Origin of the sequence: Primorskyibacter sp. S87 (assembly GCF_049801055.1) — a bacterium.
Taxonomy (GTDB): Bacteria; Pseudomonadota; Alphaproteobacteria; order Rhodobacterales; family Rhodobacteraceae; genus JBNAGF01.
Genome location: NZ_JBNAGF010000004.1, coordinates 324,340 through 347,181, shown reverse-complemented (window position 1 = coordinate 347,181; position 22,842 = coordinate 324,340). Strand labels below are relative to the sequence as shown.

At 55.4% G+C, this 22,842-nt stretch carries 22 protein-coding genes; 8 read left to right on the top strand and 14 right to left on the bottom strand.

The genetic code is table 11. The features are described 5' to 3' along the window. Positions 1 to 21 precede the first annotated feature (21 nt). The gene (gene fliF, locus ACP15U_RS09840) at positions 22 to 1,632 is read right to left on the bottom strand and encodes a flagellar basal-body MS-ring/collar protein FliF (RefSeq protein ID WP_425044963.1); all 1,611 of its coding nucleotides are present in this window, start codon (positions 1,630 to 1,632) and stop codon (positions 22 to 24) included. 118 nt (positions 1,633 to 1,750) lie between these two features. On the opposite strand from fliF, the gene ACP15U_RS09835 reads away from it, so the two are divergent. The 5 genes from ACP15U_RS09835 to ACP15U_RS09815 all read left to right on the top strand — a co-directional run bounded on the left by ACP15U_RS09835 (position 1,751) and on the right by ACP15U_RS09815 (position 6,353). Further along, positions 1,751 to 2,242 (top strand): flagellar basal body-associated FliL family protein, encoded by a 492-nt coding sequence (locus ACP15U_RS09835; protein WP_425044962.1) that lies wholly within the window; start codon positions 1,751 to 1,753, stop codon positions 2,240 to 2,242. 9 nt (positions 2,243 to 2,251) lie between these two features. Next, positions 2,252 to 2,635 carry a hypothetical protein gene (locus ACP15U_RS09830; protein ID WP_425044961.1) on the top strand — a complete coding sequence of 128 codons (384 nt, stop codon included), beginning with the start codon at positions 2,252 to 2,254 and terminating at the stop codon, positions 2,633 to 2,635. Continuing rightward, positions 2,632 to 3,222 (top strand): MotE family protein, encoded by a 591-nt coding sequence (locus tag ACP15U_RS09825; protein ID WP_425044960.1) that lies wholly within the window; start codon positions 2,632 to 2,634, stop codon positions 3,220 to 3,222. The genes ACP15U_RS09830 and ACP15U_RS09825 overlap by 4 nt, the downstream gene beginning before the upstream one ends. A gap of 72 nt (positions 3,223 to 3,294) precedes the next feature. After that, the gene (gene motA, locus ACP15U_RS09820; protein ID WP_425044959.1) at positions 3,295 to 4,164 is read left to right on the top strand and encodes a flagellar motor stator protein MotA; all 870 of its coding nucleotides are present in this window, start codon (positions 3,295 to 3,297) and stop codon (positions 4,162 to 4,164) included. After that, positions 4,161 to 6,353 carry a hypothetical protein gene (locus ACP15U_RS09815; RefSeq protein ID WP_425044958.1) on the top strand — a complete coding sequence of 731 codons (2,193 nt, stop codon included), beginning with the start codon at positions 4,161 to 4,163 and terminating at the stop codon, positions 6,351 to 6,353. Before motA ends, ACP15U_RS09815 begins: the two co-directional genes overlap by 4 nt. Positions 6,354 to 6,479: 126 nt before the next feature. Here ACP15U_RS09815 and ACP15U_RS09810 read toward each other — a convergent pair whose 3' ends face one another. Further along, positions 6,480 to 7,688 carry an aminopeptidase P family protein gene (locus tag ACP15U_RS09810; protein WP_425044957.1) on the bottom strand — a complete coding sequence of 403 codons (1,209 nt, stop codon included), beginning with the start codon at positions 7,686 to 7,688 and terminating at the stop codon, positions 6,480 to 6,482. A 366-nt stretch (positions 7,689 to 8,054) separates the two neighbouring features. Here ACP15U_RS09810 and ACP15U_RS09805 point away from each other — a divergent pair, with 366 nt between their 5' ends. Further along, entirely contained in the window at positions 8,055 to 9,530 is a 1,476-nt protein-coding gene (locus ACP15U_RS09805) for an NAD-dependent succinate-semialdehyde dehydrogenase (protein WP_425044956.1), read from the top strand. Between the two features lie 137 nt (positions 9,531 to 9,667). On the opposite strand, the gene ACP15U_RS09800 is transcribed toward ACP15U_RS09805, so the two are convergent. The 6 genes from ACP15U_RS09800 to ACP15U_RS09775 form a co-directional block, all read right to left on the bottom strand. Next, complete coding sequence (locus tag ACP15U_RS09800; protein ID WP_425044955.1) at positions 9,668 to 10,135, bottom strand: Hsp20 family protein; 468 nt, start codon at positions 10,133 to 10,135, stop codon at positions 9,668 to 9,670. Positions 10,136 to 10,259: 124 nt separating this feature from the next. Beyond that, the gene (locus tag ACP15U_RS09795) at positions 10,260 to 11,075 is read right to left on the bottom strand and encodes a trypsin-like serine peptidase (RefSeq protein ID WP_425044954.1); all 816 of its coding nucleotides are present in this window, start codon (positions 11,073 to 11,075) and stop codon (positions 10,260 to 10,262) included. Continuing rightward, positions 11,072 to 11,857 (bottom strand): trypsin-like serine peptidase, encoded by a 786-nt coding sequence (locus ACP15U_RS09790; protein WP_425045000.1) that lies wholly within the window; start codon positions 11,855 to 11,857, stop codon positions 11,072 to 11,074. The genes ACP15U_RS09795 and ACP15U_RS09790 overlap by 4 nt, the downstream gene beginning before the upstream one ends. A gap of 101 nt (positions 11,858 to 11,958) precedes the next feature. Further along, positions 11,959 to 13,281, bottom strand: coding sequence for a glycolate oxidase subunit GlcF (gene glcF / locus ACP15U_RS09785; protein WP_425044953.1), 1,323 nt, complete (start codon positions 13,279 to 13,281; stop codon positions 11,959 to 11,961). A gap of 3 nt (positions 13,282 to 13,284) precedes the next feature. Beyond that, positions 13,285 to 14,388 carry an FAD-binding protein gene (locus ACP15U_RS09780; RefSeq protein ID WP_425044952.1) on the bottom strand — a complete coding sequence of 368 codons (1,104 nt, stop codon included), beginning with the start codon at positions 14,386 to 14,388 and terminating at the stop codon, positions 13,285 to 13,287. Positions 14,389 to 14,422: 34 nt separating this feature from the next. Next, complete coding sequence (locus tag ACP15U_RS09775) at positions 14,423 to 15,871, bottom strand: FAD-linked oxidase C-terminal domain-containing protein (protein ID WP_425044951.1); 1,449 nt, start codon at positions 15,869 to 15,871, stop codon at positions 14,423 to 14,425. A gap of 145 nt (positions 15,872 to 16,016) precedes the next feature. On the opposite strand from ACP15U_RS09775, the gene ACP15U_RS09770 reads away from it, so the two are divergent. Next, on the top strand, positions 16,017 to 16,373 hold the full coding sequence (locus tag ACP15U_RS09770; RefSeq protein WP_425044950.1) for a hypothetical protein: 357 nt from the start codon (positions 16,017 to 16,019) through the stop codon (positions 16,371 to 16,373). A gap of 74 nt (positions 16,374 to 16,447) precedes the next feature. On the opposite strand, the gene dxs is transcribed toward ACP15U_RS09770, so the two are convergent. From dxs to ACP15U_RS09740, 6 genes are read right to left on the bottom strand one after another with little or no spacing between them, the layout of a single operon-like run. Then, positions 16,448 to 18,376, bottom strand: coding sequence for a 1-deoxy-D-xylulose-5-phosphate synthase (gene dxs, locus ACP15U_RS09765; protein WP_425044949.1), 1,929 nt, complete (start codon positions 18,374 to 18,376; stop codon positions 16,448 to 16,450). A 59-nt stretch (positions 18,377 to 18,435) separates the two neighbouring features. Further along, positions 18,436 to 19,302: a polyprenyl synthetase family protein gene (locus tag ACP15U_RS09760; protein ID WP_425044948.1), complete on the bottom strand. Its 867-nt coding sequence runs from the start codon at positions 19,300 to 19,302 to the stop codon at positions 18,436 to 18,438. Further along, complete coding sequence (locus tag ACP15U_RS09755; protein WP_425044947.1) at positions 19,303 to 19,545, bottom strand: exodeoxyribonuclease VII small subunit; 243 nt, start codon at positions 19,543 to 19,545, stop codon at positions 19,303 to 19,305. Further along, the gene (locus ACP15U_RS09750) at positions 19,542 to 20,468 is read right to left on the bottom strand and encodes a histone deacetylase family protein (protein WP_425044946.1); all 927 of its coding nucleotides are present in this window, start codon (positions 20,466 to 20,468) and stop codon (positions 19,542 to 19,544) included. The genes ACP15U_RS09755 and ACP15U_RS09750 overlap by 4 nt, the downstream gene beginning before the upstream one ends. A 24-nt stretch (positions 20,469 to 20,492) precedes the next feature. Further along, positions 20,493 to 21,194, bottom strand: a complete 702-nt coding sequence (locus ACP15U_RS09745) for a response regulator (protein WP_425044945.1) — start codon at positions 21,192 to 21,194, stop codon at positions 20,493 to 20,495. Further along, positions 21,194 to 21,703 carry a MarR family winged helix-turn-helix transcriptional regulator gene (locus tag ACP15U_RS09740; protein ID WP_425044944.1) on the bottom strand — a complete coding sequence of 170 codons (510 nt, stop codon included), beginning with the start codon at positions 21,701 to 21,703 and terminating at the stop codon, positions 21,194 to 21,196. The genes ACP15U_RS09745 and ACP15U_RS09740 overlap by 1 nt, the downstream gene beginning before the upstream one ends. Before the next feature lie 158 nt (positions 21,704 to 21,861). Here ACP15U_RS09740 and ACP15U_RS09735 point away from each other — a divergent pair, with 158 nt between their 5' ends. After that, on the top strand, positions 21,862 to 22,728 hold the full coding sequence (locus tag ACP15U_RS09735) for a branched-chain amino acid aminotransferase (protein ID WP_425044943.1): 867 nt from the start codon (positions 21,862 to 21,864) through the stop codon (positions 22,726 to 22,728). Positions 22,729 to 22,842: the final 114 nt, after the last annotated feature.

The following is a 22,842-nucleotide window of genomic DNA, read 5'->3' as shown; positions in this document are numbered from 1 at the left end:
CTTCCAGAAGGTGAGTTATTGTCATGACGCTTTCTCTCCGTTTTCCTCAAGCCAGCCGCGTAGGATCTCAACGGTTTCCTCCTGTTTGTCCCCGATCATGGAACGCAGGCGTTCAACGGCTATGGCGGATTTTGCGTCCGGAGTTTCCTGCAAACTCCTGTCGCTTGCCGGCGCAGGCAAAGCTTGTGCACCGAGGCTTTCTCCCGAACCTTCATCAATTTCACCGGAAAGGAATGGCCCAGAACTTAGCTGGCCAGGACCGGAAACAACGTCTGGCAACGGTGGTGGCAGGGCCTGTGGCCGGGTCAAAATCGGGCGTATTACAAATATCCCCAATACGATAGAAACCAACGCCAGAACACCGACCTGTATCAGAGTCATGACATTCAGGTGCAGCCTGCCCCAGACTGGAGTTGAGGATGTGGCACCCAGCGGAACCGCTTCGGGCAGTTCCATAGACTTTAGCGTCACCACGTCTCCCCGTTCTGCATCGAATCCGACCGCGGATTGAACGAGCTCCCGCAGGGCAGCCATTTCTGGCTCGGGACGCGGTTCAAAGGATGCCTGTCCGGTGTCGTCGGTGACTTGTAGCCCGTTCACCAGAACGGCAACTGACAATCGCCGGACTGCGCCGGGAATTCGAACAATCTCTAACTCGGTCTCCGATACCTCATAATTGATGCTTTCCCGGGTCGAACTTGTTTTGGACTGGGAATCCCGCCCCGCCGCGTCGCCATCCGGCAAATTGGACGCAACCGTTACCTCACCCGTCTGATTCTGAGAAGAATCGGCACGTTCTTCAGTTTCCGTGCTTATGGCCACTCTGCTGTTTGGATCAAAACGCCGCTCTCGGATCGACTCGGTCTCGGTGACCGTGTCGACACTGACTTCGACCACGGCATTGCCCGCGCCGACCCTCGCCTCGACGAGCCGCAGCACCCGTTCACGTAACACATTCGCCCGATTTTCGGCTGAGTTCGATGCGCTTTCAGAATTGGAGGATCCGCCCACAACGGATCCGTTCGCGTCGATAACCGCGACGTTTTCCACTCCCAATCCTGCAACCGCCGAGGCCACCAGATACCTGACCGCTTCGGCTTCGTTCTGAGAAATTGGCGCACCGCTGGGCACGACCGATACAGAAGCCGAAAGCTGAGACTTGCGGCGGAAAGGATTCGAACCGGCGCTGGCGATATGAACCCGCGCCTTCACGATTTGGGGGCTTGCCACGATCGTGCGCGCCAATTCCCCCTCGATCGCACGCCAATAGGCCGCGTCAAACATCTGCGATGTCGTGCCAAAACCGCTCAACGTATCGAGCAGTTCATACCCTTTTCCGCCGTTTGACGGTAGGCCGGAACTGGCTAGTGTCATACGAAGCTCGTCTCTCTGTCCGTCGGGGACAAATATGGACCCTCCGCGTACCTCGTAGTCTACACCGCGCTGTTCTAATGCGGACACAATCTCTCCGGCTGGCTGACTGTCCAACCCGGCGTAAAGAAGCGTCAACGAAGGGCGGACCGCCAGGCGCGACAAAGTGAACAAGCTGATCACCAGTACAAGACCCGCCGCGACAACAATAATCTGCTTTCGCCTGTCCAAACCGGTCCAGACTTTTTCGATATGCTCCACGCCTTCCTCCTTGAGCTGACTTTCTGCCAAGCGCTGGGAAACATTGCGCGAACGGTCTTAACAATCAGTTAGTCCCTGTTGGTTTATGAAGGGTGCGTTCGATCAATTAGGATGACCGATGACTGAAGCCGCAGCTCCGAAAGAGAAAACGAAACCACGGAAGAAGGGGTTCATTCTGTCCTTATTGCTTGCAGCAATTGGGGCCGGAGCTGGCTTCTTTCTCTCACGTTCTGACGTGATGCCCATTGGAAAGAATCAAGAGAATGAGTACTCCGATCGCGTTGCGGCTGCGGAGCAAGAAACCGTCCCGTCCGTTGAGTACGTTCCCATAGAGCCCATTACCGTTTCTCTGGTGGGCCCAAATGGCATGCGCCAGCTCCGCTTCCGAGCCCAGTTAGAAGTGTATTCGGGTTATCAAGACGAAGTTGAGCATCTGTTACCGAGAGTCGTTGATCTCATGAACGGGTATCTGCGTGCCGTTGAACCTTCTAACCTGACCGATTCACTGGCTCTGGTTCGGCTCCGAAGCCAGTTGCTGAGACGGATCAATATCGTAACCGGTGAAGGCCGGGTTCGAGATCTTCTCGTTATGGAGTTTGTAATTGGCTGAGGAATTGCGATGGAACTGATCGCCGACATATTGTTGTTGGCCGGTGCGTTGGGCGCTGGTCTCTACTGTTTCATACTGTCACGCCGCCTTAACCGTTTCAATGATCTGGAACAGGGGGTTGGCGGAGCGGTCGCGGTCCTTTCTTCACAAGTAAGAGACTTGACCACAACGATTGAAGACGCGCGATCGGCATCCAGCCAGACAACGCTGGAGCTTCAGCAATTGACTGAAAGAGCCGAGACCGCCGCCCAGAAACTGGAGCTCATGATGGCTTCGTTGCACGACGTTCCCCTCGCGGAGGCCTCAAGCGAACAACCGGTTCGGGCTCGGGAACCGAATTCGACGCCCATGTTTATTCGCCACGACAGCAACAGCGAAGGGGTCGAAGGATGAGCCAAAGAAAAGGAGCTAAACGCGATAGGCGCGGCGGCGCTCTTGTTCTGATAGCCATGCTGCTGACTTGCTCAGCGATTGTTCGCCTCGGATTTGAGGCGGCACCAGCATTCGCAAGCGCTTCGTTCAGCACTGAGCAACGTGAAAATGACAACAACGACCGGTCGTCAACCTCGCCGGAAGATCTGCACACGCTACTCGCTGAATTCAGAAAAAGAGAAGAACGCATTCGGCAAAAGGAAGCAGAAATCGACGAACGCATGACTGCTCTTCAACTGGTCAATTCAGAAGTGGACCGCAAGATAGGCGAACTGACTCGAGCTGAGGAAGACTTGCGCAGTACGTTGGCTCTCGCTGATGGAGCGGCAGAAGATGATTTGGCTCGGCTTTCGGTCATGTATCAGAAAATGAAGCCAAAAGAGGCCGCTGCGCTGTTCGAAGAAATGGCGCCCGAATTCGCAGCGGGTTTTTTGGCCCGGATGCCGTCCGAAACAGCAGCAGGGATCATGGAAAACCTTAGCCCCAAGTCGGCCTACACTGTGAGCGTGGTACTGGCTGGCCGAAACGCAACTGTCCCACAAGAGTAGCGAATATCTATTGGTGACCGTTTCTTAAGGTCCGGATGCGACGTTGAGCGGAATCAAGAGCAAGAGGCCGCCATGATCGGAATTATTGGTATTGCAGTCATTTTTTCCATGGTTTTCGGGGGCTACCTCGCGGCAGGCGGAAAATTCGGGATCATTATGAAATCTCTGCCGTTTGAGATGATGATGATTGGCGGCGCCGCAATCGGTGCATTTTTCATCAGCAACGACATGGGCGCGATCAAGCATACGGCCAAGGACATCGGAAAGGTCTTCAAGGGTGCGCATTGGCGACCTGACGACTATCGAGATCTGCTTTGCCTGCTCTTTTCGCTCATTCGGACGGCCAAACAAAATCCAATCGAAATCGAAGGGCACATTGAAGACCCGCAGTCATCTTCTGTCTTTTCGCAGTATCCCAAAATCCTGGCTGACAAAGAAGCCGTGAATCTGATCTGCGATACAATGCGTTCGGCCTCAATGAACTATGATGACCCGCATCAGGTGGAAGAGGTTCTCGAAAAGAGGATGGAGGCCAACTATCACCATGCGATGCACTCGAGCCATGCCCTGCAGACGGTAGCAGATGGGCTTCCCGCTTTGGGTATCGTAGCTGCGGTTCTTGGCGTGATCAAAACTATGGGATCAATAGATCAACCGCCAGAAGTGCTTGGAAAACTGATCGGCGGTGCTTTGGTTGGCACCTTCCTGGGCGTGTTTCTGGCATATGGATTGGTTGGGCCTTTCGCGGCCAAAGTCAAAGCTGTGATAGATGAAGATCACCATTTCTATCAACTCATCCGAGAAGTCCTTGTCGCAAATCTCCACAATCATGCTGCAGCGGTTTGCATTGAAGTAGGCCGACAGAATACTCCGTCCCACATCAGACCAGATTTTGCAGAACTCGAAGAGGCTTTGAAGGCTGTGAAGAAAGAAGCTGCATGAAGCTGGCTTGGTTTTTGTTCCTCTCGGCCTTCCCGTTTGCCGTCTTTGCTGAGCCACTTGCGATCACCTCAGGCGAACATGATGGTTTCACCAGGCTTGTCGTTCCGAACCCGGAAAGGCGAAATTGGCGCCTTGTCGAAACCGGTGGAGCCACTGAACTGCGCATCGATGGTCAGAATGAGGTTTTTGACCTCAAAAAAATCTTCGCTCGCATATCGCGCGAGAGGCTGTCGAAAGTCGAGCAATCAGATGATGGCGAATCTTTGCGTCTGTATCTGGGCTGCGAATGTGTCGTTTCGTCCTTCGGCGTGGCCGGAAATTTTATCGTTCTGGACATCGCCGATGACAAAAACACAAAAAATGCCGACGCTGTAATCCTTCCAACAGTCTTCCAAGAAAACCGGGCATCGAACGAAGACACGAAAGTTACGGATCCAATCACCACCGACACTGCCAAAGAAATCTCGATCTTGCCCGACAGTCTTGAAGTAGACCCAGTTACTTCGACGCAGCATGACGGGCGCCAGCTGTCGGAACACTGGATGGCTGCTCATATCAACAGAGCCATAAACCAGGAACTGCTGACTCCGGCGCAGACAAGCGAGTTGATTTCTACCAACCTTTCCGGCTTGGCCGACGATCTCTCAAAGGTTGGGGTCAAGATAGAGACTTCATTGGAAAGTGCACTACCCAGATCCGAAGGAGCACAAAGTAGCAACCCGAAGACACAGCCTTGCAACGGATTTGAAGTTTCCAAGCTTTTCGCAACTGTCGAAAATTTGGAAACCTTTTCAGAGGTTGGGTCTTTACGTTCAAACCTGTTTGGAGAATTTGATCAACTCAACACAGACAGCGTGATTCAGGTTGCGGTTGCGTATCTGGCGCTTGGTTTTGGTGCGGAGGCAAGGCAGATTTTTGAACTTGCGGGCCAAAACCGTTCCGAATTCAACGCGTTTGGTGCAGTTTCAATGCTGATCGACGACGACCAACCTTTGGCTGACAATCCCTTTTTTGGGCAGCAGCACTGCGATAGCACATTGGCTCTATGGGCTGTCCTGGCGAACTCGACACTGCCACCCAACACGCGTAGTGAGGCCGTCTTACAATCGTTCACTCATCTTCCTAAAATTCTCCGAATGCATCTTGGACCACGGCTGAGTTCGCGTTTTTCCGACAGTGGAGAATTGGAAACTGCTGGTATGATCTTGCGTGTGATCGATCAATCAGAGACCGGTGATCAAGCGCAATTCGAACTCGCTCAGGCGGTCTTGGCCGACAACACAGGTGCTGCTGACGAAGCCCAAGCCGGTTTTGAACAGGTCGCTCAAAGCGAGACTGATGCGGCAATTCCGGCATTGATCCGGCTGGTTGAGAACGCCTACTTATCCGGCAAACCAACCTCGCCAAATGTCCGAGAGCTGGCCGCCAGCCTTGCCTTTGAACACCAGGAAACCCCATTTTCCGCTGACCTCCACAGGGCAGCAATCTTGTCGCTGGCCATGTCTGGTGACTTCGATAATGCTTCGGCCGAACTCGGCAAGCTTGTCAAAACCTCGGCTTCGACTTCGATGATACCGACCAAAACCGTTCATTCCTTTCTCGAACTGCTAGAACGCGACGCAGACGACGTCAGCTTCTTAAAGCACGCACTCACGTACATTGCGGGCGCGAAAATGGACCTTCCGATTGAGCTTGAAACACGATTGGCCAATCGACTGCTTGAACTTGGATTTCCAGAACTTGCCGAAACCGTTCTGACTTCGCCCTTTTCTTCTGGCGAGAATAGGGAACGCCGCCTTTTAAGGGCACGACTCGCGTTGGAAATGGGTCTACCTCACCGAGCAATGGTGGTGCTTCTGGGGATGGAAGACGAAGAAGTTGCCGACCTTAGGGCGCGAGCAATGTCGATCTATGGAGATCGGATCCCGGCTGCAGAATTGCTGCTTGCTGCAAACAAAAACGTCGACGCGGCCCGCAATTTCTGGGTTTCCGAAGAATTTGACAGAATTTCTGCGACTGGCGAAAACCAATACCAAAGAGCCGCCGAGATCGCTGACGTCTTGTCAAGGAAATCCGAGGCCATGGATGAACAACCCCTAACTCACGCTGTTTGGCTTATCGATAGCAGTGAAAAAATGAGGAGTTCCGTTTCTGAACTGCTTTCACTACTGACCGTCGGTGAAGATTAGGAGCGGACAGGCCCATCTTTCTGGATCGATCCACAGCCTGAATTTTCGATCTGCACAAACAATAACTAGGTTACCAAAACGCCGGGCAATTGCCCGGCGTTTCGATAGTAAGCCTCAACCAGAGCATCAACCTACGACGTTAAACTCGGGACCGTAGGGGTAACCCGTAATGTTCTCGTTGCCATCTTCGTTGATGACAAGAATATCATGCTCGCGGTATCCGCCAGCGCCGGGCTGCCCGTCCGCAATAGTCAGCATGGGTTCCATCGAGATTACCATTCCGGGTTCCAGAACCGTGTCGATATCTTCACGCAGTTCCAAACCTGCCTCACGTCCATAGTAATGCGACAGAACACCGAAGGAGTGACCATAACCAAACGTCCGATATTGCAGTAGATCGCGCTCAGCAAAGAACTCATTAATTTTATTGGTGATTTCTGCGCATGACGCACCTGGTTTCAGCAGCGAAATTCCAAGTTCATGGGCGCCAACATTTGCCTCCCAGATCTTTAGTGATGCATCGTCAACTTCTTTGACAAACATCGTCCGCTCCAAAGCGGTATAGTAGCCTGAGATCATCGGGAACGTATTGAGAGACAGGATATCACCGCGTTGCAAGACCCGCCCGGTAACAGGGTTGTGGGCGCCGTCCGTGTTGATTCCGGACTGAAACCAAACCCACGTATCCCGGTATTCCGCATCCGGGAACCTGCGGGCGATTTCCAGTTCCATTGCGTCACGACCTGCCATTGCAACGTCAATCTCCCGCACGCCTTCCTTCACGGCGTCACGAATGGCATATCCACCCACATCGGCAACGGCAGCGCCGGCACGGATCATTTCGATTTCGGCCGCAGACTTGTGCATCCGCTGGCGCATTGTCGGCTCGTAAAGATCCACTGTTTTGGACGGCGCCAGAAAGGCGTCAAGTTTTGCCTTTTGAAGCAGGCTCAGATGATCGCTTTCATAGCCGACAACCCGTCCTTCGCCGGCTACCGAACGGATCGCCCGCCAGTAGTTGTCACGCTGCCAGTCAGTATAGGTGATGTTATCTCCAAAGCAGCGGCGCCAGGGTTGGCCAGCATCGATTCCCGCAGAAATGGTCGCACATTCGGTCGGCGTCACGACCAACGCATAGGGTCGGCCAAAGGCACAGTATGTGAACCCCGAATAATACGAGATATTGTGCATTGATGAGAACACAGCGGCGTCAACGCCCTGCTCTGTCATGATCCTGCGAAGACCCGCAACGCGGGCTTCGTATTCGGTTACTGCGAATTGGAGTTCGGCTTTTTCGCCATTGTGGAATCGATAGAATTCAGGACGCGATGTCATGTCAGACCCTCTTTTTCAAAAAGGTCCCGGCGTTCAGGACATGTATTGAGATCAGGCACGCATGCGATTTGCATGAAGCGGCGACGCCATCGCCGGAGCCTGCCCTGTGGTAAGCCCCGCTTGCCACCAGGGCTTGTCCGCAAACGACCTTCCAAGTCGCAATCCGACCATTGCGCTTGTTGGATATGAACCAGTGAACGAGTATTGGTGATACCGTGCGGTCTTCATTTGATTTCTTTTGTTTGGACATGTGAATTGCACGAGCAACCCCTCCAGTTCCGTTGCGGAATCACCAGATGTGGCCCTAGACAAACCTTGATCATCCTGTTTGCCTGCGCCCGTCAATTTCTATGGAGGGTAGGCCTCGTGCTTGATGCAGCCACCGATCTAAAATCGCTTCTCAACGATCCAAGCCTGTTGGAGACCCGAGCCTATATCGGCGGGCAATGGGTCGAGGGCGACGCCGGAACTTTCGACGTCACGAACCCCGCACGCGGGGACGTTATCGCGCAGGTTGCCGATCTGAGCCGAGCTCAGGTTGCAGGTGCCATCGCTCAGGCCGATACAGCTCAGAAAGAGTGGGCGAAGTTCACTGGCAAAGAACGCGCTGCCATTCTGCGCCGCTGGTTCGACTTGATGATGGACAATGCCGACGACCTTGGCAAAATTCTGACAGCAGAGCAGGGCAAGCCTTTGCCAGAGGCTGTCGGGGAAGTCGCTTATGGTGCCTCTTTCATCGAATTCTTTGGTGAAGAGGCCAAACGCATCTATGGCGAAACAATCCCCGGGCATCAGCGCGACAAACGTATAACCGTGATGAAACAGCCGATCGGCGTTGCAGCTTCGATTACACCCTGGAACTTTCCGAATGCGATGATTACCCGAAAAGCCGGACCGGCCTTGGCAGCGGGTTGTGCATTTGTTGCCCGGCCGGCGGCCGAAACTCCTTTGTCGGCGATTGTACTCGCAGTACTTGCCGAACGCGCAGGAATTCCAGCCGGGGTCTTCAACGTTGTAACGTCCTCCAGCGCCAGTGAGATCGGAAAGGAGTTCTGTGAAAACCTTTCCGTTCGCAAGCTGACCTTTACCGGGTCGACCGAAGTCGGTCGTATTCTGTTGAGGCAGGCCGCCGATCAAGTCATGAAATGTTCGATGGAGTTGGGTGGAAACGCGCCGTTTATAGTTTTTGACGACGCCGATTTGGATGCCGCTGTCGAAGGCGCAATGTTGTGCAAGTTCCGTAACAACGGTCAGACCTGCGTGTGCGCCAACCGGATTTACGTTCAAGCGGGCGTCTATGATGCGTTTGCCGCCAAGCTCAAGGCGGCGACAGAAGCGCTCAATGTCGGTGACGGCCTGACTGAGGGAGTCACCACCGGGCCTTTGATCAATGCCGAAGCGATAGAGAAAGTTCGCGAGCACATCGACGATGTGAAATCCAAAGGCGGCGACGTCCTGACCGGTGGCCTGCCACATGATCTGGGTGGAACTTTCTTCCAACCAACCGTGGTTACCGGCGTGACACAAGACATGAAAGTGGCGCAGGAGGAGACCTTTGGTCCGGTTGCTCCTTTGTTTAAGTTCGAGACAACAGACGAAGTCATCGCTATGGCGAACGACACTATCTTTGGCCTGGCGGCATACTTCTATGCAAAGGACTTGAGCCGGGTCTACAAGGTAGCCGAGGCGCTTGAGTATGGCATTGTCGGCGTGAACACCGGGATCATCTCAACAGAAGTGGCTCCGTTTGGCGGCGTCAAACAATCTGGTCTGGGCCGCGAAGGCAGCCACCACGGGATCGAGGACTATCTTGAAATGAAATACGTCTGCATGTCGGTCTGACTGCGGTCAGAACGAACCCTGCAAAAGAAAACCCGCACCTGTCTTGGGTCAGGTGCGGGGCACGAAAAGAATCCGGAGGGAACGGATTTCTCTTTGGTCAGAGAGTGACTGGTTCTCTGTCAGTCACTCACCCAACCTCAATTTACAGATTTAGCCTCGACGAGGTCATTTTCAAGAACCTTGTCCGAGGAAATCTCGATCCGGCGCGGTTTCAGCGCCTCCGGAATTTCCCGCTGCAGGTCAATATGGAGCATACCATCCGAATGGCTGGCACCTTTGACCCGAACGTGGTCGGCCAAAGTGAAACGGCGTTCAAATGCGCGTGTCGCGATACCGCGGTGCAGGTAGGTCTTTTCTTCTTTGTCGGCGGCTTTGCGTCCGGCAACGACAAGGGCGTTTTCTTTGACCTCAACGCTGAGATCATCCTCTGAGAAACCTGCAACGGCCACCGATATCCGGTAGGCATCTTCAGCGGTTTTCTCGATATTGTAGGGCGGGTAACTGGGCTGCGAAACGTCATTTGTCATGACGCGGTCCATCATGTCTGCGATCTGGTCAAAACCAACAGTGGCCCGGTGCAGCGGGGCAAAATCAAAACTACGCATAGTCGCTATCCTCATTCTTGAGCGATTTGACGAATACCCTCCTGATCGGACGGGCAGGTTGATACGCCGGATCCCTGTTACAGGCGACCCGACACAATTCAGATGGGAAGGTTCGATTTCGGTTTCAAGACCCGCCAGGTCGTACAAATTTCGCACCGAGAGTGCTTCGGTCAGACCCGTTGCCCAATCGCCGGATTTCCGCTCTTGGCGCAACGGCGTCACGCCGCATCTGCCGCTTTAGCCGGGTTACTACATCGGGCAGGTCCATACCCCAGGCAATCCGACGTCCGTCCGGAGCTTGTGCCATCGCGGAAATCACTGAAACAATGCGGCCCCGATTGCCGACCCGCATCATCACGGCCGAACCCGATGTGCCAAAGGTCACGTCGCAATCGAATGCATACAGCCCTTCGCCGGAAAAAAGCACCTGACAACTGCGCTGCCGCGAGATCGCTTCAGAACGATCTGCTCCATAGGACGAAAGGCTAACTTCGGTCTTGCCGTCGAGACCCGAATGCAAAACAAACGGATTTGCAAGTGCAACCGAGATCGGTGTGTCCAGCCGCATCAGTGCAACGTCAACCCGAATTCGTTCTGGCGAAGGCTGGCCGTTGGGTACAAACTCTGGCGGAGTTACAATCTGTGTCACCTGCCTGTCCGCAATTGACTTGCCATCCTGCAATCCTGCGCGGAAGATCACCTGGTCAGGAGGATACTGGGCACCGCTGCGACGATCAAATGCGCAATGTGCAGCCGTAAGCACGAGGTCCGGCGCAATCAGAGTTCCGGTACAAAACCCCTGACCGGCCAGTTCCAGGCGCCCGACGGCTTCCCATCCAAGTAAGTCTTCGCGATCATCCAATCTCACCAGCCCACTGGATTGTGCAAAAGCGAGCGTTGTCCAAAACGCCCAGATCAGCGCTATCAGGGTCGACTTCATGGCCGGATGAACTTTGCCCCGGTATCGTTTCTCAAACCGCCCACCACGACGCGACCAACACCGGGCGGCAAGTCTGACGCGATACCATTGCTGGCAGCGAGCTCTGCCCGCAGCATCATGAGAGGCTCATCCAGGGATGTGCCCAGCGCAACGCGTTGACCGCGAACTTCGGCTTTTGCCGATACCACTGAGACGATCCTCGGCACTTCGTTCTCAAACGAGAATATCGGGGCCCCCGAAGATCCGAAATCGACGTCACATGACATCACCAGAACACCCTGCTGTCTGGCCATGACCTTGCAGACTTCCTGTAGTGACGGGGCTTCGGACCGGTTCTGCGCATAGGACACCACCCCGACGGATTGACCTTTAAGCGGGCGAGGCGCCGTCTCGAAAGGAACAACAGTCGTATTTCGAATGGGTCGTTCAAGCTCCAGCAAGGCCACATCATTGCGGACCCGCTCTGTCGAAACCGCACCATCATAGGCATAGTCAGGATGAACAACTGCGCGTCGCACAGCACGGTATGCCGAGGCGCGTCCATTTCGCCAGCCGGCAAGGAATTCGATGCGGCTGTGGTCGATCCGGTCTTTGCTTATCTTGTCAAACAGGCAGTGGGCTGCTGTCAGGACAAGATCCGGTGCAATCAGAGCGCCGGTACAAAACCCTTTGCCATCAATATCGAGACGGCCAACGGCCTCCCAGACACGCCCCTCTTCGGTCGTGTCCATCCGCTCGAGCCGCGCTTCGCTGGCCGCTGCCGAAACCGGCATCAGAAGCATCGCCAAACCTGTCAGCCACTTGCGCACGCGGGCCCCTCCATCGTGTTCATCCGACTAGGGATATCACCCGGTTGCGGCGAAAATGGGGCAACGGACCAGATTTATCTCAGCCGCGGGACATCCGGCGCGTGATCTTTCGCACCAGCCAGAGACCGTGGTTCGGGCCCGCCAGTCACCCAATCCAGCAATTCGACAGTGTGGACTATTGGGGTTCCGGTTCCTGACCCGATCTGGATCATGCAACCGATGTTGCCGGCCGCGATCACATCCGGTTGCTTAGCCTCAAGTGTGCGTATTTTGCGTTCTTTAAGTTGAGTCGAGATCTCCGGCTGCATCAGGTTGTAAGTTCCTGCGCTTCCGCAACACAGGTGGCTGTCCGCGGGTTCTACCACCTTAAAGCCCGCCCGCTTCAACAGGTCTTTGGGATACGTCTTGATTTGCTGGCCGTGCTGCAAAGAGCAAGCCGCATGATAAGCGACTGTGAGGCTCCGGTTTTCACCTTCCGGAAAGTCGAGCTTCATCAGAAGCTCGCTGACATCCATTGCGAGGTCCGACACACGGGCCGCATCTTCGGCCAAGGCATCATTGCGAAACATGTGCCCATAGTCTTTCACCGTTGTACCGCAGCCGGATGTATTGATGACGATCGCATCCAGACCCTTGCCGCCCATTTCTTGCGTCCACGCCCGGATATTTCGGGCGGCAGTCGCGTGGCTTTCATCGGTCTTGCCCATGTGATGGGTCAAGGCCCCACAACACCCTGCGCCGTCGGCGACTACAATCTCGCACCCCAAGCGCGTCAGCAATCGGATCGTTGCATCGTTGATGTCCGTGTTCAAAGCCTTCTGTGCACATCCGGTCATCAAAGCCACACGCATCTTGCGGTCTGTTTGTGAAGGGAAGCTTTGAGGATCGTCATTGCGACTGACCGGCGGTATCTGCTTAGGAGCCATTTCAAGCATGGCCCGCAGACGTGCATCCGGCATCAGGAACCGGAATGGGCGTCCGATTTTTGCGCCAAGCAATGCAACCCGGAACCGTGTTGGGTAAGGCAGGATGCGAGCAAGCGTCCACCGCAGCATTCGATCCATGAGAGGACGTTTGTAATTGGCCTCAACATATTCCCGCGCGTGATCCACCAAATGCATGTAGTGCACGCCCGATGGACAGGTACTCATACATGCGAGGCAAGAAAGACATCGATCAATGTGCCGAACCGTCTTTTCATCGGGCACCCGGTTGTTCTCGAGCATATCCTTGATCAAGTAGATCCTACCCCGTGGGCTGTCGAGTTCATCCCCCAATACCTGATAAGTCGGACATGTTGCCGTACAGAATCCGCAATGAACGCAGGATCGCAGGATCTCGTTGCTTCGTGCAATTGCAGGGTCGCGAAGCTGGTCTTCTGAAAAGGTTGTCTGCATCGATTACCCCATCAAACCCGGGTTCAGGAACCCTCGTGGGTCGAACTGCCTGCGCAATCCTTCTTCGAGTTTTCGCAGCGGTTCGGCCGGTTTAGAGAAACGTCCAAAACGGTCAATTGCCTCGGGAGCCGCTCGAACCAGAGTGTAATGGCCAGAAAGGTCACTCAAATTGGCCCGCACGTCAGTTCCGGACTCAACCAAAGCCCAGACCAACCCGCCACCCCAATCAAATTGCAGCCGGGCCTCGGCTCCAATGAGAGTTTCTACCTGCAACGCATCTGTCGGTTTCACCGAGATCCTCCAGACATCGCCGGGTGCATCCTGAAAAACTGCCACATCTCGAATGGCGCTCCAGACGCCCTCAGTACCCTCGTCAATTCGGCACGCACCAAACTGCTCAAGTTCGTCTATCAACCGCCCGGCCCTGTATCGCACTGAATCGGCGAACCCTTCGACTCGGATCTGCGCTGTTCGGCTATCCGGATCATAGGCTGCACCTGTGACGTCGTAAGGAGATCCTAATGCTGCAGACATCACCGATACTGCGGCCTTCAGATCGAGATCACCAATATTAACTGTTGCTTCCATTTCTGCACGCGGGAGGACTTTGAACGAAACTTCACTGAGCACTCCAAGCGTTCCCCATGAACCTGCCATCAGCTTCACAAGGTCGTAGCCCGTCACATTTTTCATCACGCGCCCGCCGTTCTTGATCGCCACGCCCAAGCCGTTCACAAATCGGACTCCCAGCAGGAAGTCGCGCGCGGCACCAGCCTGAATGCGCCTTGGACCACTGATATTGCCAGCAAAGACTCCTCCGATCGTTGGGTCACCATCTGTGGCCAGCAATCCACGGTGATCCATCGGTTCAAAGGCAAGTCTCTGGTTCTGGTCCGTCAAGGCCGCCTCGATCTCTGCCACCGAGGTTCCGGCTTGTGCCACCATCGTCAGGGCACCAGGCTCATAAAGCGTGATCCCGGTCATGCCTGTTGTGTCAAGGACGGGGTGATCTCCGCTGATACCGCGTGTTCCACCACCCGAAACGCGGATCGGCCCATCAAGTCCCTTCACGATCTCGGCGAGATCGGCTTCTGTTTCTGGTTTCATCAGATTTCTTCCTTCGGCCCAGCGGATCGTTCACTCATTCCGCTGCCAATGACTCGGCACGCCGGGATTTGGAGACGGCCAGTGGAAAGACTTTGGCCGGATTCAAAAACCAGTGTGGGTCAAAGACATCTTTCACTCTCATCTGGGCCTCCAGATCCTCGGCTGCATACTGGTGAAGCATCAGATCTCTCTTTTCGATCCCCACACCATGCTCACCGGTGAGACATCCTCCGGCTTCCACGCACAATTTCAGAATCTCGGCGCCAAAGGCTTCGCAGGTCTCCAGATCCCCTGGCTTGTTGGCATCAAACAGGATCAAAGGATGCATATTCCCGTCGCCGGCATGAAACACATTGGCGACATCAAGCCCGAATTCCTCGCTCATCTCTCCAATCCGTCGGAGCACGTAAGGAAGCGAAGACACGGGTATGGTTCCATCAAGGCACATGTAGTCATTAATCTTGCCCATTGCGCCAAAAGCTGATTTTCGGCCGAGCCAGATCCTGCCCGCCTCATCCGCGTCTTGCGCTTCGCGCAGTTCGACCGGGTTGTGACGCTTTGCGATTTCGATGATCTTTGCCAGCTGAGAGGCGATTTCCGCCTCGCTGCCTTCGACTTCGACAATCAGGAGAGCTTCGCAATCCGGGTAGCCCGCCTTGGCAAAGGCTTCGCAGGCACGGATGCAGGGCCGGTCCATGAATTCTATGGCAACCGGCAGAATTCCGGATTTAATAATGTCGGACACGCAAGCCCCGGCAACTTCATTGCTGTCAAATCCCATCAAGACAGGCCGCGCACCTTCTGGCTTGCGCAGGATTCGAAGTGTCGCTTCTGTCACTACACCGAGCTGTCCTTCGGATCCGCAAATCACGCCAAGAAGATCCAAACCTCCTGCGTCCAGATGCGCGCCTCCGATCTCGACCACAGTGCCATCCATCATGACCATGGTCACGCCCAGCAGGTTATTTGTCGTAACACCGTATTTCAGGCAATGCGCGCCTCCAGAGTTCATCGCGATGTTGCCAGCGATTGCACAAGCCAATTGCGAGGACGGATCTGGAGCATAAAAGAACTCGTGCTCTTCGACCGCGCCCGACACACTAAGGTTGGTTCGACCGGTCTGAACCCGGATTATTCGGTTCTTGTAGTCGGTTTCCAGCACTTCGTTCATACGGGCGACACCAAGAATGACGGAATCCGCCGTTGGCAATGCCCCCCCCGCAAGCGATGTGCCCGAACCACGCGGAACCACGGGAACACTCTCCTCGTGGCAGATCCTCAAAACATCGGAAACTTCCCGAGTCGAAGCCGGAAGGACAGCCAGCAGAGGCGGACATTTGTATGCAGTCAGGGCGTCACATTCGTAAGCGCGCGTTTCGGCCTCTTCGTGAATCACGGCGTCGACGGGAAGGACCTGCAACAGACGGTCAATCAACCTTGCCTTTCGAGCCAAAATCCCCGGATCAGGTGCTGGCATTTCCATCAGGATCCTCCTTTTGGTAAAGTTATATTACCAATTGTTCAATTTTTGCAAGCGCCCACTCGTCATCGAGTGTCATTTCAAGACAACTTGAGCTCTGACGCCATCGTGATACCGATATAAGGAATCCGGAATTAGGATCGTTGTTATGAAACACGTATTGATACTGGCGCTGGGCGTTCTGTTTCCTTGGCCGGCCGATGCCGAGGAACCTCTCATCGAAGCCGTGGCTGCCACGAAGTCAGGCGACACATGGCGATTCGATGTCACTTTGTCTCATCCGGACACCGGTTGGGATCACTATGCCGATGGCTGGCGGGTTCTTGACATGGACGGCAACGAAATCGGTATGAGGGTTCTGCATCACCCGCATGAGACCGAACAGCCATTTACGCGCTCACTGTCGGGTGTGCAGGTGTCCGACAGCTCAAAGCAGGTTCAGATCCAGGCCCGCTGCAATGTGGACGGCTGGGGCAAGTCGACACATGTGGTAACATGGCCCTGAAAAGGTCGGCAGACTAAGTGAAACGTCTCGCACAGATCACAGACTTGAGCTAAAAAGCCCGGCTCGAGAATGAGTCAGGCCCGCTTTTCGCCTATCGTTGCGATCCCGAGCACTTCGAGAACTTTCGCCTCGATTTGCGGGGCATTCATTCCCGCGATTTCGTACATGTCGGCCGGGCCGGACTGGTCAATGAAGGTATCGGGCAGAACCATCGAACGGAATTTTATCCCTGAGTCGAAAATACCCTGATCTGCCAACAACTGCGCTACATGGCTACCAAAGCCGCCGATCGCACCTTCTTCGATAGTGATCATTGCTTCGTGAGATGAGGCGAGTTCCAAGATCATGGCTTGGTCAAGCGGCTTGGCAAACCGCGCATCGGCAATTGTCGGCGTGATCCCTTTGCTTGCCAAAGCCTCTGCCGCTTTCTGAACCTCGGCCAGCCGGGTTCCGAAAGACAGAATGGCCACACGTGATCCGGCCTGAATCATCCGACCTTTGCCGATCTCCAGAACCTCCCCGCGTTCCGGCAAATCGACCCCTACTCCCTCGCCGCGTGGGTAGCGGAACGCAATCGGGCCGTCATCATACGCCACGGCTGTAGCAACCATATGCACAAGCTCGGCCTCGTCCGCGGCGGCCATAACGACCATATCCGGCAAGTTGGAAAGATAGGCGATATCAAAGGATCCCGCATGGGTTGCCCCATCCGCCCCGACCAACCCAGCCCGGTCTATTGCAAAACGAACCGGCAGGCGTTGGATCGCAACATCATGCACAACCTGATCATAACCGCGCTGGAGGAAGGTAGAATACATCGCGCAAAACGGCTTTAACCCCCCTGCTGCCAGCGCCGCTGAAAAAGTCACGCCGTGCTGTTCCGCAATACCGACGTCAAAGCAGCGCGACGTATACCTTTCGGCAAATAGGTTCAATCCTGTCCCGTCCGGCATGGCGGCCGTAACTGCAACGATCTTGTCATCACGCGAGGCTTCATCCACCAGCGTTTTACCGAAAACCGATGTGTAGGACGGAGCGTTGGACGGTGTCTTGTGCTGTTTCCCCGTCACGACATCAAACCGTGCTGTCGCGTGCCCTTTGTCACGCGCCGCCTCGGCCGGAGCGTACCCCTTGCCCTTTTTGGTCAGCACATGAAGCAGGATAGGCCCGGTGGCCCGCGCTTTAACCGTTCGAAGGAGCGGCAGCAGCTGTTCCATGTCATGCCCGTCAATCGGACCGATGTAGGAAAAGCCCAGTTCCTCGAAAAGAGTCCCGCCGATGGTCATACCCTTGAGCATTTCCTTGGCGCGTTTTGCTCCTTCGCGGAACGGTTCAGGCAACAGCGAAACCGCACCTTTGGCTGCTGCCTTAAGCTCTTGAAACGGTTCTTCGGCATAGAGCCGTGACAGGTAGGACGAAAGCGCCCCGACAGGTGGCGCAATGCTCATCTCGTTGTCATTGAGGATGACGATGAGCCGTTTTCCCAAGTGACCTGCGTTATTCATGGCTTCGAACGCCATGCCCGCCGACATTGAACCGTCGCCAATTACTGCGATCGCATCACCAAGGCCTTCCGGGATGTTTCCGCCGAGATCCCGCGCGACGGCAAAGCCCAGCGCCGCGCTTATCGACGTCGAGGAGTGGGCCGCTCCGAACGGATCAAAGAGGCTTTCGCTGCGCTTGGTAAAACCGCTTAGACCTTCTTTCATTCGCAAGGTGCGTATCCGATCGCGCCGCTCTGTCAGAATCTTGTGCGGATAACACTGATGCCCCACGTCCCAGATGATCTTGTCCCTTGGCGTATCAAACACAGCGTGCAGCGCAACTGTCAGTTCGACGACACCCAGACCCGCGCCAAGGTGTCCGCCAGTGACTGAAACCGCAGAAACCGTTTCGGAGCGAAGCTCGCCAGCGATCTGAGCCAACTGACTGTCCGAGAATTGCTTGAGATCCGCCGGGCGGGTCACAAGATCCAGAAGTGGGGTATTGGGACGGTCGGACATAGTTTCTCTTGGCTTTCTCTCGGCGAACTCAGCAAAAAGGCGCCGTGCACTTGGTCGGGTCAGCTGTCGCGGGCAATAACGAACCGTGCCGCATCCCGCAAGCATTGCGCTTCGCCGCCATAGCCGGCCAGCGCGTCGCAGGCCTGATCAACCAGCTCTGACGCTCTGGTTTTCGAAGCATCAAGACCCAACAGGGAAACGAACGTGGCCTTCCCAGCATGGGCATCTTTCTGCAAGCGCTTCCCCGCTTTAGTAGCATCGCCTTCCACATCCAAAATGTCGTCAGCGATCTGAAAGGCAAGTCCCAGTCGGAGGGCATATTGGCGCAATGGCTCAGGATCAGCCTGCGCCAGAACGGCTCCTGCACAGGCCGACCACGTAATCAAGGCGCCGGTTTTTTCTGCCTGCAGGGTGGTGATCTGTTCCAGTGTCAACGGATCGGTCGCGGTCTCGGCGGCAATATCAAGCGCCTGACCCAAAACCATACCCTGAGCGCCACCAGCCTTTGCCAGGCTCCGGGCAAGATCGGCCCGGACGTCGCCCGGACCGGTCACCGGGCGGGTTACCAATTCGAAGGCCAGCGACTGTAATCCATCTCCCGCAAGAACGGCTGTTGCCTGATCCCATTTGACATGAACCGTCGGTCGGCCGCGGCGCATATCGTCATCATCCATGCAAGGCAGATCGTCATGCACAAGGCTGTAGGCATGCAGCGCTTCGATCGCCAGCGCTGGCCATAGCGCCTGTTCAGGGCCTATTCCATGCAATCGGGCGCTCTCGAGAACCAGAAATCCGCGCAGGCGTTTTCCGCCCTGCGTGGCATATGCCATCGCCCGAGTGACCGGCAGTTCATTGAAGGATCGGAACACGTCGTCGAAACCCGACTGGATTCGGGCGGCGCAGTCGGCAAGTCTTTCCGGGAACATTTACATGCCTTCGACCGGAGTGGTGCCTTTTGGCTGCCCATCAGCATCCAACGTTATCGCAGCCACCTTTTCTTCGGCCCGCTTTAGCTCTTCTTCGCACCGCTTTTTGAGCGCCGCTCCTCTTTCATAAAGAGAAATCGACTGGTCCAGAGCAACGTCACCGCGCTCCAACTGGCCGACGACGTCCTCCAGTTCTTTCATCGCCTGTTCAAATGTCATTTGTTCTACGGGCGTTTCGGTCATTTCACAGCCTTCATCAGTTCCTGCACATGCGCCTTGCTCGCAGCGGCTAGGGCGTTCAGATCATACCCGCCTTCAAGAGTCGAGACGATACGCCCGTCGCACAGATCGTCCGCAAGCACACACAGTTCGGCGGTAAGCCAGGCAAAATCTTCTGTTTGCCAGTTCAAATTTGCTAGCGGGTCGTCTTCGTGGGCATCAAACCCAGCAGAAATCACGATCAGCTGCGGTCGGAAACTGCGTAACCTCGGAAAGGCCTGATCTCGCCATGCGCTGCGCATCTCGGCACTTCCGCTTCCCGGTGCAAGCGGGAGGTTGAGCACATTTCCATGTGCTCCGGTTTCGTCAGGTCGACCCGAACCCGGCCAGAGAGGCATTTGCTGCGATGTAATGAACAGGGCTCGTGGTTCGTCCCACAACAGATTCTGTGTCCCGTTGCCATGATGGACATCGAAATCGACCACTGCCACCCGATCAAGATCATGATGATCCAGAGCATATTTGGCCGCCAATGCCGCGTTCCCAAAGAGACAGAAACCCATTGCAGTAGACGTTTCAGCGTGGTGTCCCGGCGGCCTGACGGCACAGAATGCGTTTTGTGCATCGCCGGCCATTACCAGGTCAACCGCACGAACACCGGCCCCAGCGGCACGAAAGGCTGCCGACAGACTTCCCGGCGACATGAATGTGTCCCCGTCGATCTGGGACAACCCCTCCTCAGGCGCCGTCTCGCGAATGTCGCGCAAGTAGGACATGGGATGTACCCGCAGGATATCGTCCTCAGCAGCAAGGGGAGCGGTTATCCGGTTCAAGTCCAGCCCCTCAAGCGCCTCCATAACATATTCCACGCGCGCGACCCGTTCCGGATGCCCACCCGGCGTCACGTGATTGAGGCAGTCTTCATGGGTAAGCAAAGCGGTTTTCATCGCGATTTCCTTTTCCCGCCAGGGTTAATCCGGCGCCAGCATGTAGCCGGCTCCGCGAACCGTTTGCAGATATCTCGGCTGCTTCGGATTCGGCTCTATCTTGCGGCGCAGGCGTGTTATCTGGACATCTACAGCGCGCTCTTGCGCCTGCCCTCTGTCCCGCCCTAGATCCTCGACCAGTTTGGCCCGACTGACAGCTTCGCCCGGCTGTGAAGAAAAGATCTTCATCAACTGACTTTCAGTGGCCGTCAGGCGCACAAGATCTTCGCCCTGCCACATCTCGCCGCGCTCGATGTCGTATCGAATTGCCCCGAGATGAAGAACCTTGGGCGCCGCGTCCTGTGCCGAGGTATCCGGCACGCGGCGTAGAATTGCGTTTATCCTGAGCAGCAGTTCTTTCGGCTCAAACGGTTTCGCAAGATAGTCATCAGCTCCGGCTTCCAGTCCGGAAATTCGATTCTCGGTTTCTCCGCGGGCGGTCAGCAGCAATATTGGCGTGGCCTTGGTTTCGCGAAGGGACCTTGTCAGGCTGATACCGTCTTCGCCGGGCATCATGACATCCAGCACGATCAGGTCAAAATCCAGCCCGGACAAGATCCGTCTGGCGTGCTCGGCATCGCGCGCCGCCGTCACCAGAAATCCGCTGCGCATCAGAAACTTTTTTAGAAGGTCCCGAATCCTCTCGTCATCGTCGACAATCAGCAAGTGGGCGTCGAGCTCGTTCATCAAGATCCATCCCGCAATTTCGAATAGGCTCTTCGCATATCGGCATCCATCATGGCTTCAAGCACTTTTTTGAATCCGGCTACTGCTTCGGGGCCGGCATCTCGGAACGCTGCTCTCATTCGGGCGCGCTGCGCATCAGACAACGTCGCCTCTAGGGTCTGACCCTTTTCGGTCAGGAACAGGTGGCGTTCTCTTTTGTCCGACGTTCCCACCCGACTTTCCACCAGACCGTCGGCGATAAGGGTGCGAAGCACTCTATTGAGAGATTGCTTGGTAACTCCCAGAATGGCCAGCAGGTTATTGACAGTAGTCCCAGGCGCTCGATTGATAAAGTGTATGGCCCTGTGATGAGCCCGGCCATAGGCCATTTCCGCGAGAATGCGGTCCGGATCAGCGGTAAAACCCCGATAGGCAAAAAACATTGCCTCAATCCCCTGCCGCAATTGCTCATCGGTCAGGAAAAGCAGGCTTTCACCACTATAGGCGGGTGCCGGTCGCGCCTCTGCCATGTCTCACCTCTCACTGCACTTGATTTGAGTTTACGTCAGCCTTGTTGACATTCCAAGGCCGAACAGGTATCGAATCGCAGTTTTCGCGCAACTTTATGTCCGAAGCGGCCATATTCAGCGCAACAAATAGAAACCTGTTAGCCTTTGGAGGGCAGAAGATGTCGGGATATGACGACCGCGACGGTCAGATCTGGATGGATGGCAAGCTAGTCGATTGGCGCGACGCCAAGGTACATGTCCTGACCCACGCTATGCACTACGCGTCATCGGTGTTCGAAGGCGAACGAGCCTATAACGGCAGAATCTTCAAGAGCCGTGAACATACAGAGCGCCTGATTGCATCAGCAGATGCGCTGGACATGCCGGTCCCTTACAGCGTGGACGAAATCGAGGCCGCAAAGGAAAAGACGCTTAAGGCGACAGGCCTGAGTGACGCCTATGTGCGCGCCGTTGTCTGGCGTGGCTCGGGCGAAGACATGGGTGTCGCATCAGCCAAGAATCCGGTGCGCTTGGCTATCGCGGTTTGGCCTTGGGGTGCCTATTATGGCGACGCCAAGATGAAGGGTGCCAAGCTCGACATCGCTGAGTGGAAGCGGCCCAGCCCGGAAACCATTCCGGTTCATGCCAAGGCTGCCGGCCTCTACATGATCTGCACGATTTCCAAACACAAAGCCGAGGAAAAGGGCTGCTCGGACGCGCTATTCATGGACTATCGCGGCTATGTTGCCGAAGCCACTGGCGCGAATGTCTTTTTCGTAAAGGATGGCGAGGTTCACACCCCACTTCCGGATTGCTTTCTGAATGGCATTACCCGCCAGACCGTGATCGAGATGCTGAAAGACCGGGGAATAGTGGTCCATGAACGGCACATTAAACCCGAGGAAATGGCAGATTTCGAACAATGCTGGCTGACTGGTACCGCAGCAGAGGTCACACCTGTTGGTCAGATCGGCAACTATACTTTCGAGGTGGGCGATCTCACCCGCGAAATCGCCGAAGCGTACGAGAAACTCGTCCGCGCTTAAAACAACCCAAAAACCACATATCCGGCCTTGGCCAAGCTCCTTGGCCGGATTTCGCCACATTCAACAGGTAAGCTGCCTACTTGCAACGTTTTGATAGAAAAAACTGTAGCCTGC

What these genes read in the sequence shown, in the direction of transcription:
- ACP15U_RS09835 (WP_425044962.1), top strand. Translation starts at nt 1,751, where the DNA reads ATGACTGAAGCCGCAGCTCCGAAAGAGAAAACGAAACCACGGAAGAAG.
- ACP15U_RS09830 (WP_425044961.1), top strand. Translation starts at nt 2,252, where the DNA reads ATGGAACTGATCGCCGACATATTGTTGTTGGCCGGTGCGTTGGGCGCT.
- ACP15U_RS09825 (WP_425044960.1), top strand. Translation starts at nt 2,632, where the DNA reads ATGAGCCAAAGAAAAGGAGCTAAACGCGATAGGCGCGGCGGCGCTCTT.
- motA (WP_425044959.1), top strand. Translation starts at nt 3,295, where the DNA reads ATGATCGGAATTATTGGTATTGCAGTCATTTTTTCCATGGTTTTCGGG.
- ACP15U_RS09815 (WP_425044958.1), top strand. Translation starts at nt 4,161, where the DNA reads ATGAAGCTGGCTTGGTTTTTGTTCCTCTCGGCCTTCCCGTTTGCCGTC.
- ACP15U_RS09810 (WP_425044957.1), bottom strand. Translation starts at nt 7,688, where the DNA reads ATGACATCGCGTCCTGAATTCTATCGATTCCACAATGGCGAAAAAGCC.
- ACP15U_RS09800 (WP_425044955.1), bottom strand. Translation starts at nt 10,135, where the DNA reads ATGCGTAGTTTTGATTTTGCCCCGCTGCACCGGGCCACTGTTGGTTTT.
- ACP15U_RS09795 (WP_425044954.1), bottom strand. Translation starts at nt 11,075, where the DNA reads ATGAAGTCGACCCTGATAGCGCTGATCTGGGCGTTTTGGACAACGCTC.
- ACP15U_RS09790 (WP_425045000.1), bottom strand. Translation starts at nt 11,857, where the DNA reads ATGCTTCTGATGCCGGTTTCGGCAGCGGCCAGCGAAGCGCGGCTCGAG.
- glcF (WP_425044953.1), bottom strand. Translation starts at nt 13,281, where the DNA reads ATGCAGACAACCTTTTCAGAAGACCAGCTTCGCGACCCTGCAATTGCA.
- ACP15U_RS09780 (WP_425044952.1), bottom strand. Translation starts at nt 14,388, where the DNA reads ATGAAACCAGAAACAGAAGCCGATCTCGCCGAGATCGTGAAGGGACTT.
- ACP15U_RS09775 (WP_425044951.1), bottom strand. Translation starts at nt 15,871, where the DNA reads ATGGAAATGCCAGCACCTGATCCGGGGATTTTGGCTCGAAAGGCAAGG.
- ACP15U_RS09770 (WP_425044950.1), top strand. Translation starts at nt 16,017, where the DNA reads ATGAAACACGTATTGATACTGGCGCTGGGCGTTCTGTTTCCTTGGCCG.
- dxs (WP_425044949.1), bottom strand. Translation starts at nt 18,376, where the DNA reads ATGTCCGACCGTCCCAATACCCCACTTCTGGATCTTGTGACCCGCCCG.
- ACP15U_RS09760 (WP_425044948.1), bottom strand. Translation starts at nt 19,302, where the DNA reads ATGTTCCCGGAAAGACTTGCCGACTGCGCCGCCCGAATCCAGTCGGGT.
- ACP15U_RS09755 (WP_425044947.1), bottom strand. Translation starts at nt 19,545, where the DNA reads ATGACCGAAACGCCCGTAGAACAAATGACATTTGAACAGGCGATGAAA.
- ACP15U_RS09750 (WP_425044946.1), bottom strand. Translation starts at nt 20,468, where the DNA reads ATGAAAACCGCTTTGCTTACCCATGAAGACTGCCTCAATCACGTGACG.
- ACP15U_RS09745 (WP_425044945.1), bottom strand. Translation starts at nt 21,194, where the DNA reads ATGAACGAGCTCGACGCCCACTTGCTGATTGTCGACGATGACGAGAGG.
- ACP15U_RS09740 (WP_425044944.1), bottom strand. Translation starts at nt 21,703, where the DNA reads ATGGCAGAGGCGCGACCGGCACCCGCCTATAGTGGTGAAAGCCTGCTT.
- ACP15U_RS09735 (WP_425044943.1), top strand. Translation starts at nt 21,862, where the DNA reads ATGTCGGGATATGACGACCGCGACGGTCAGATCTGGATGGATGGCAAG.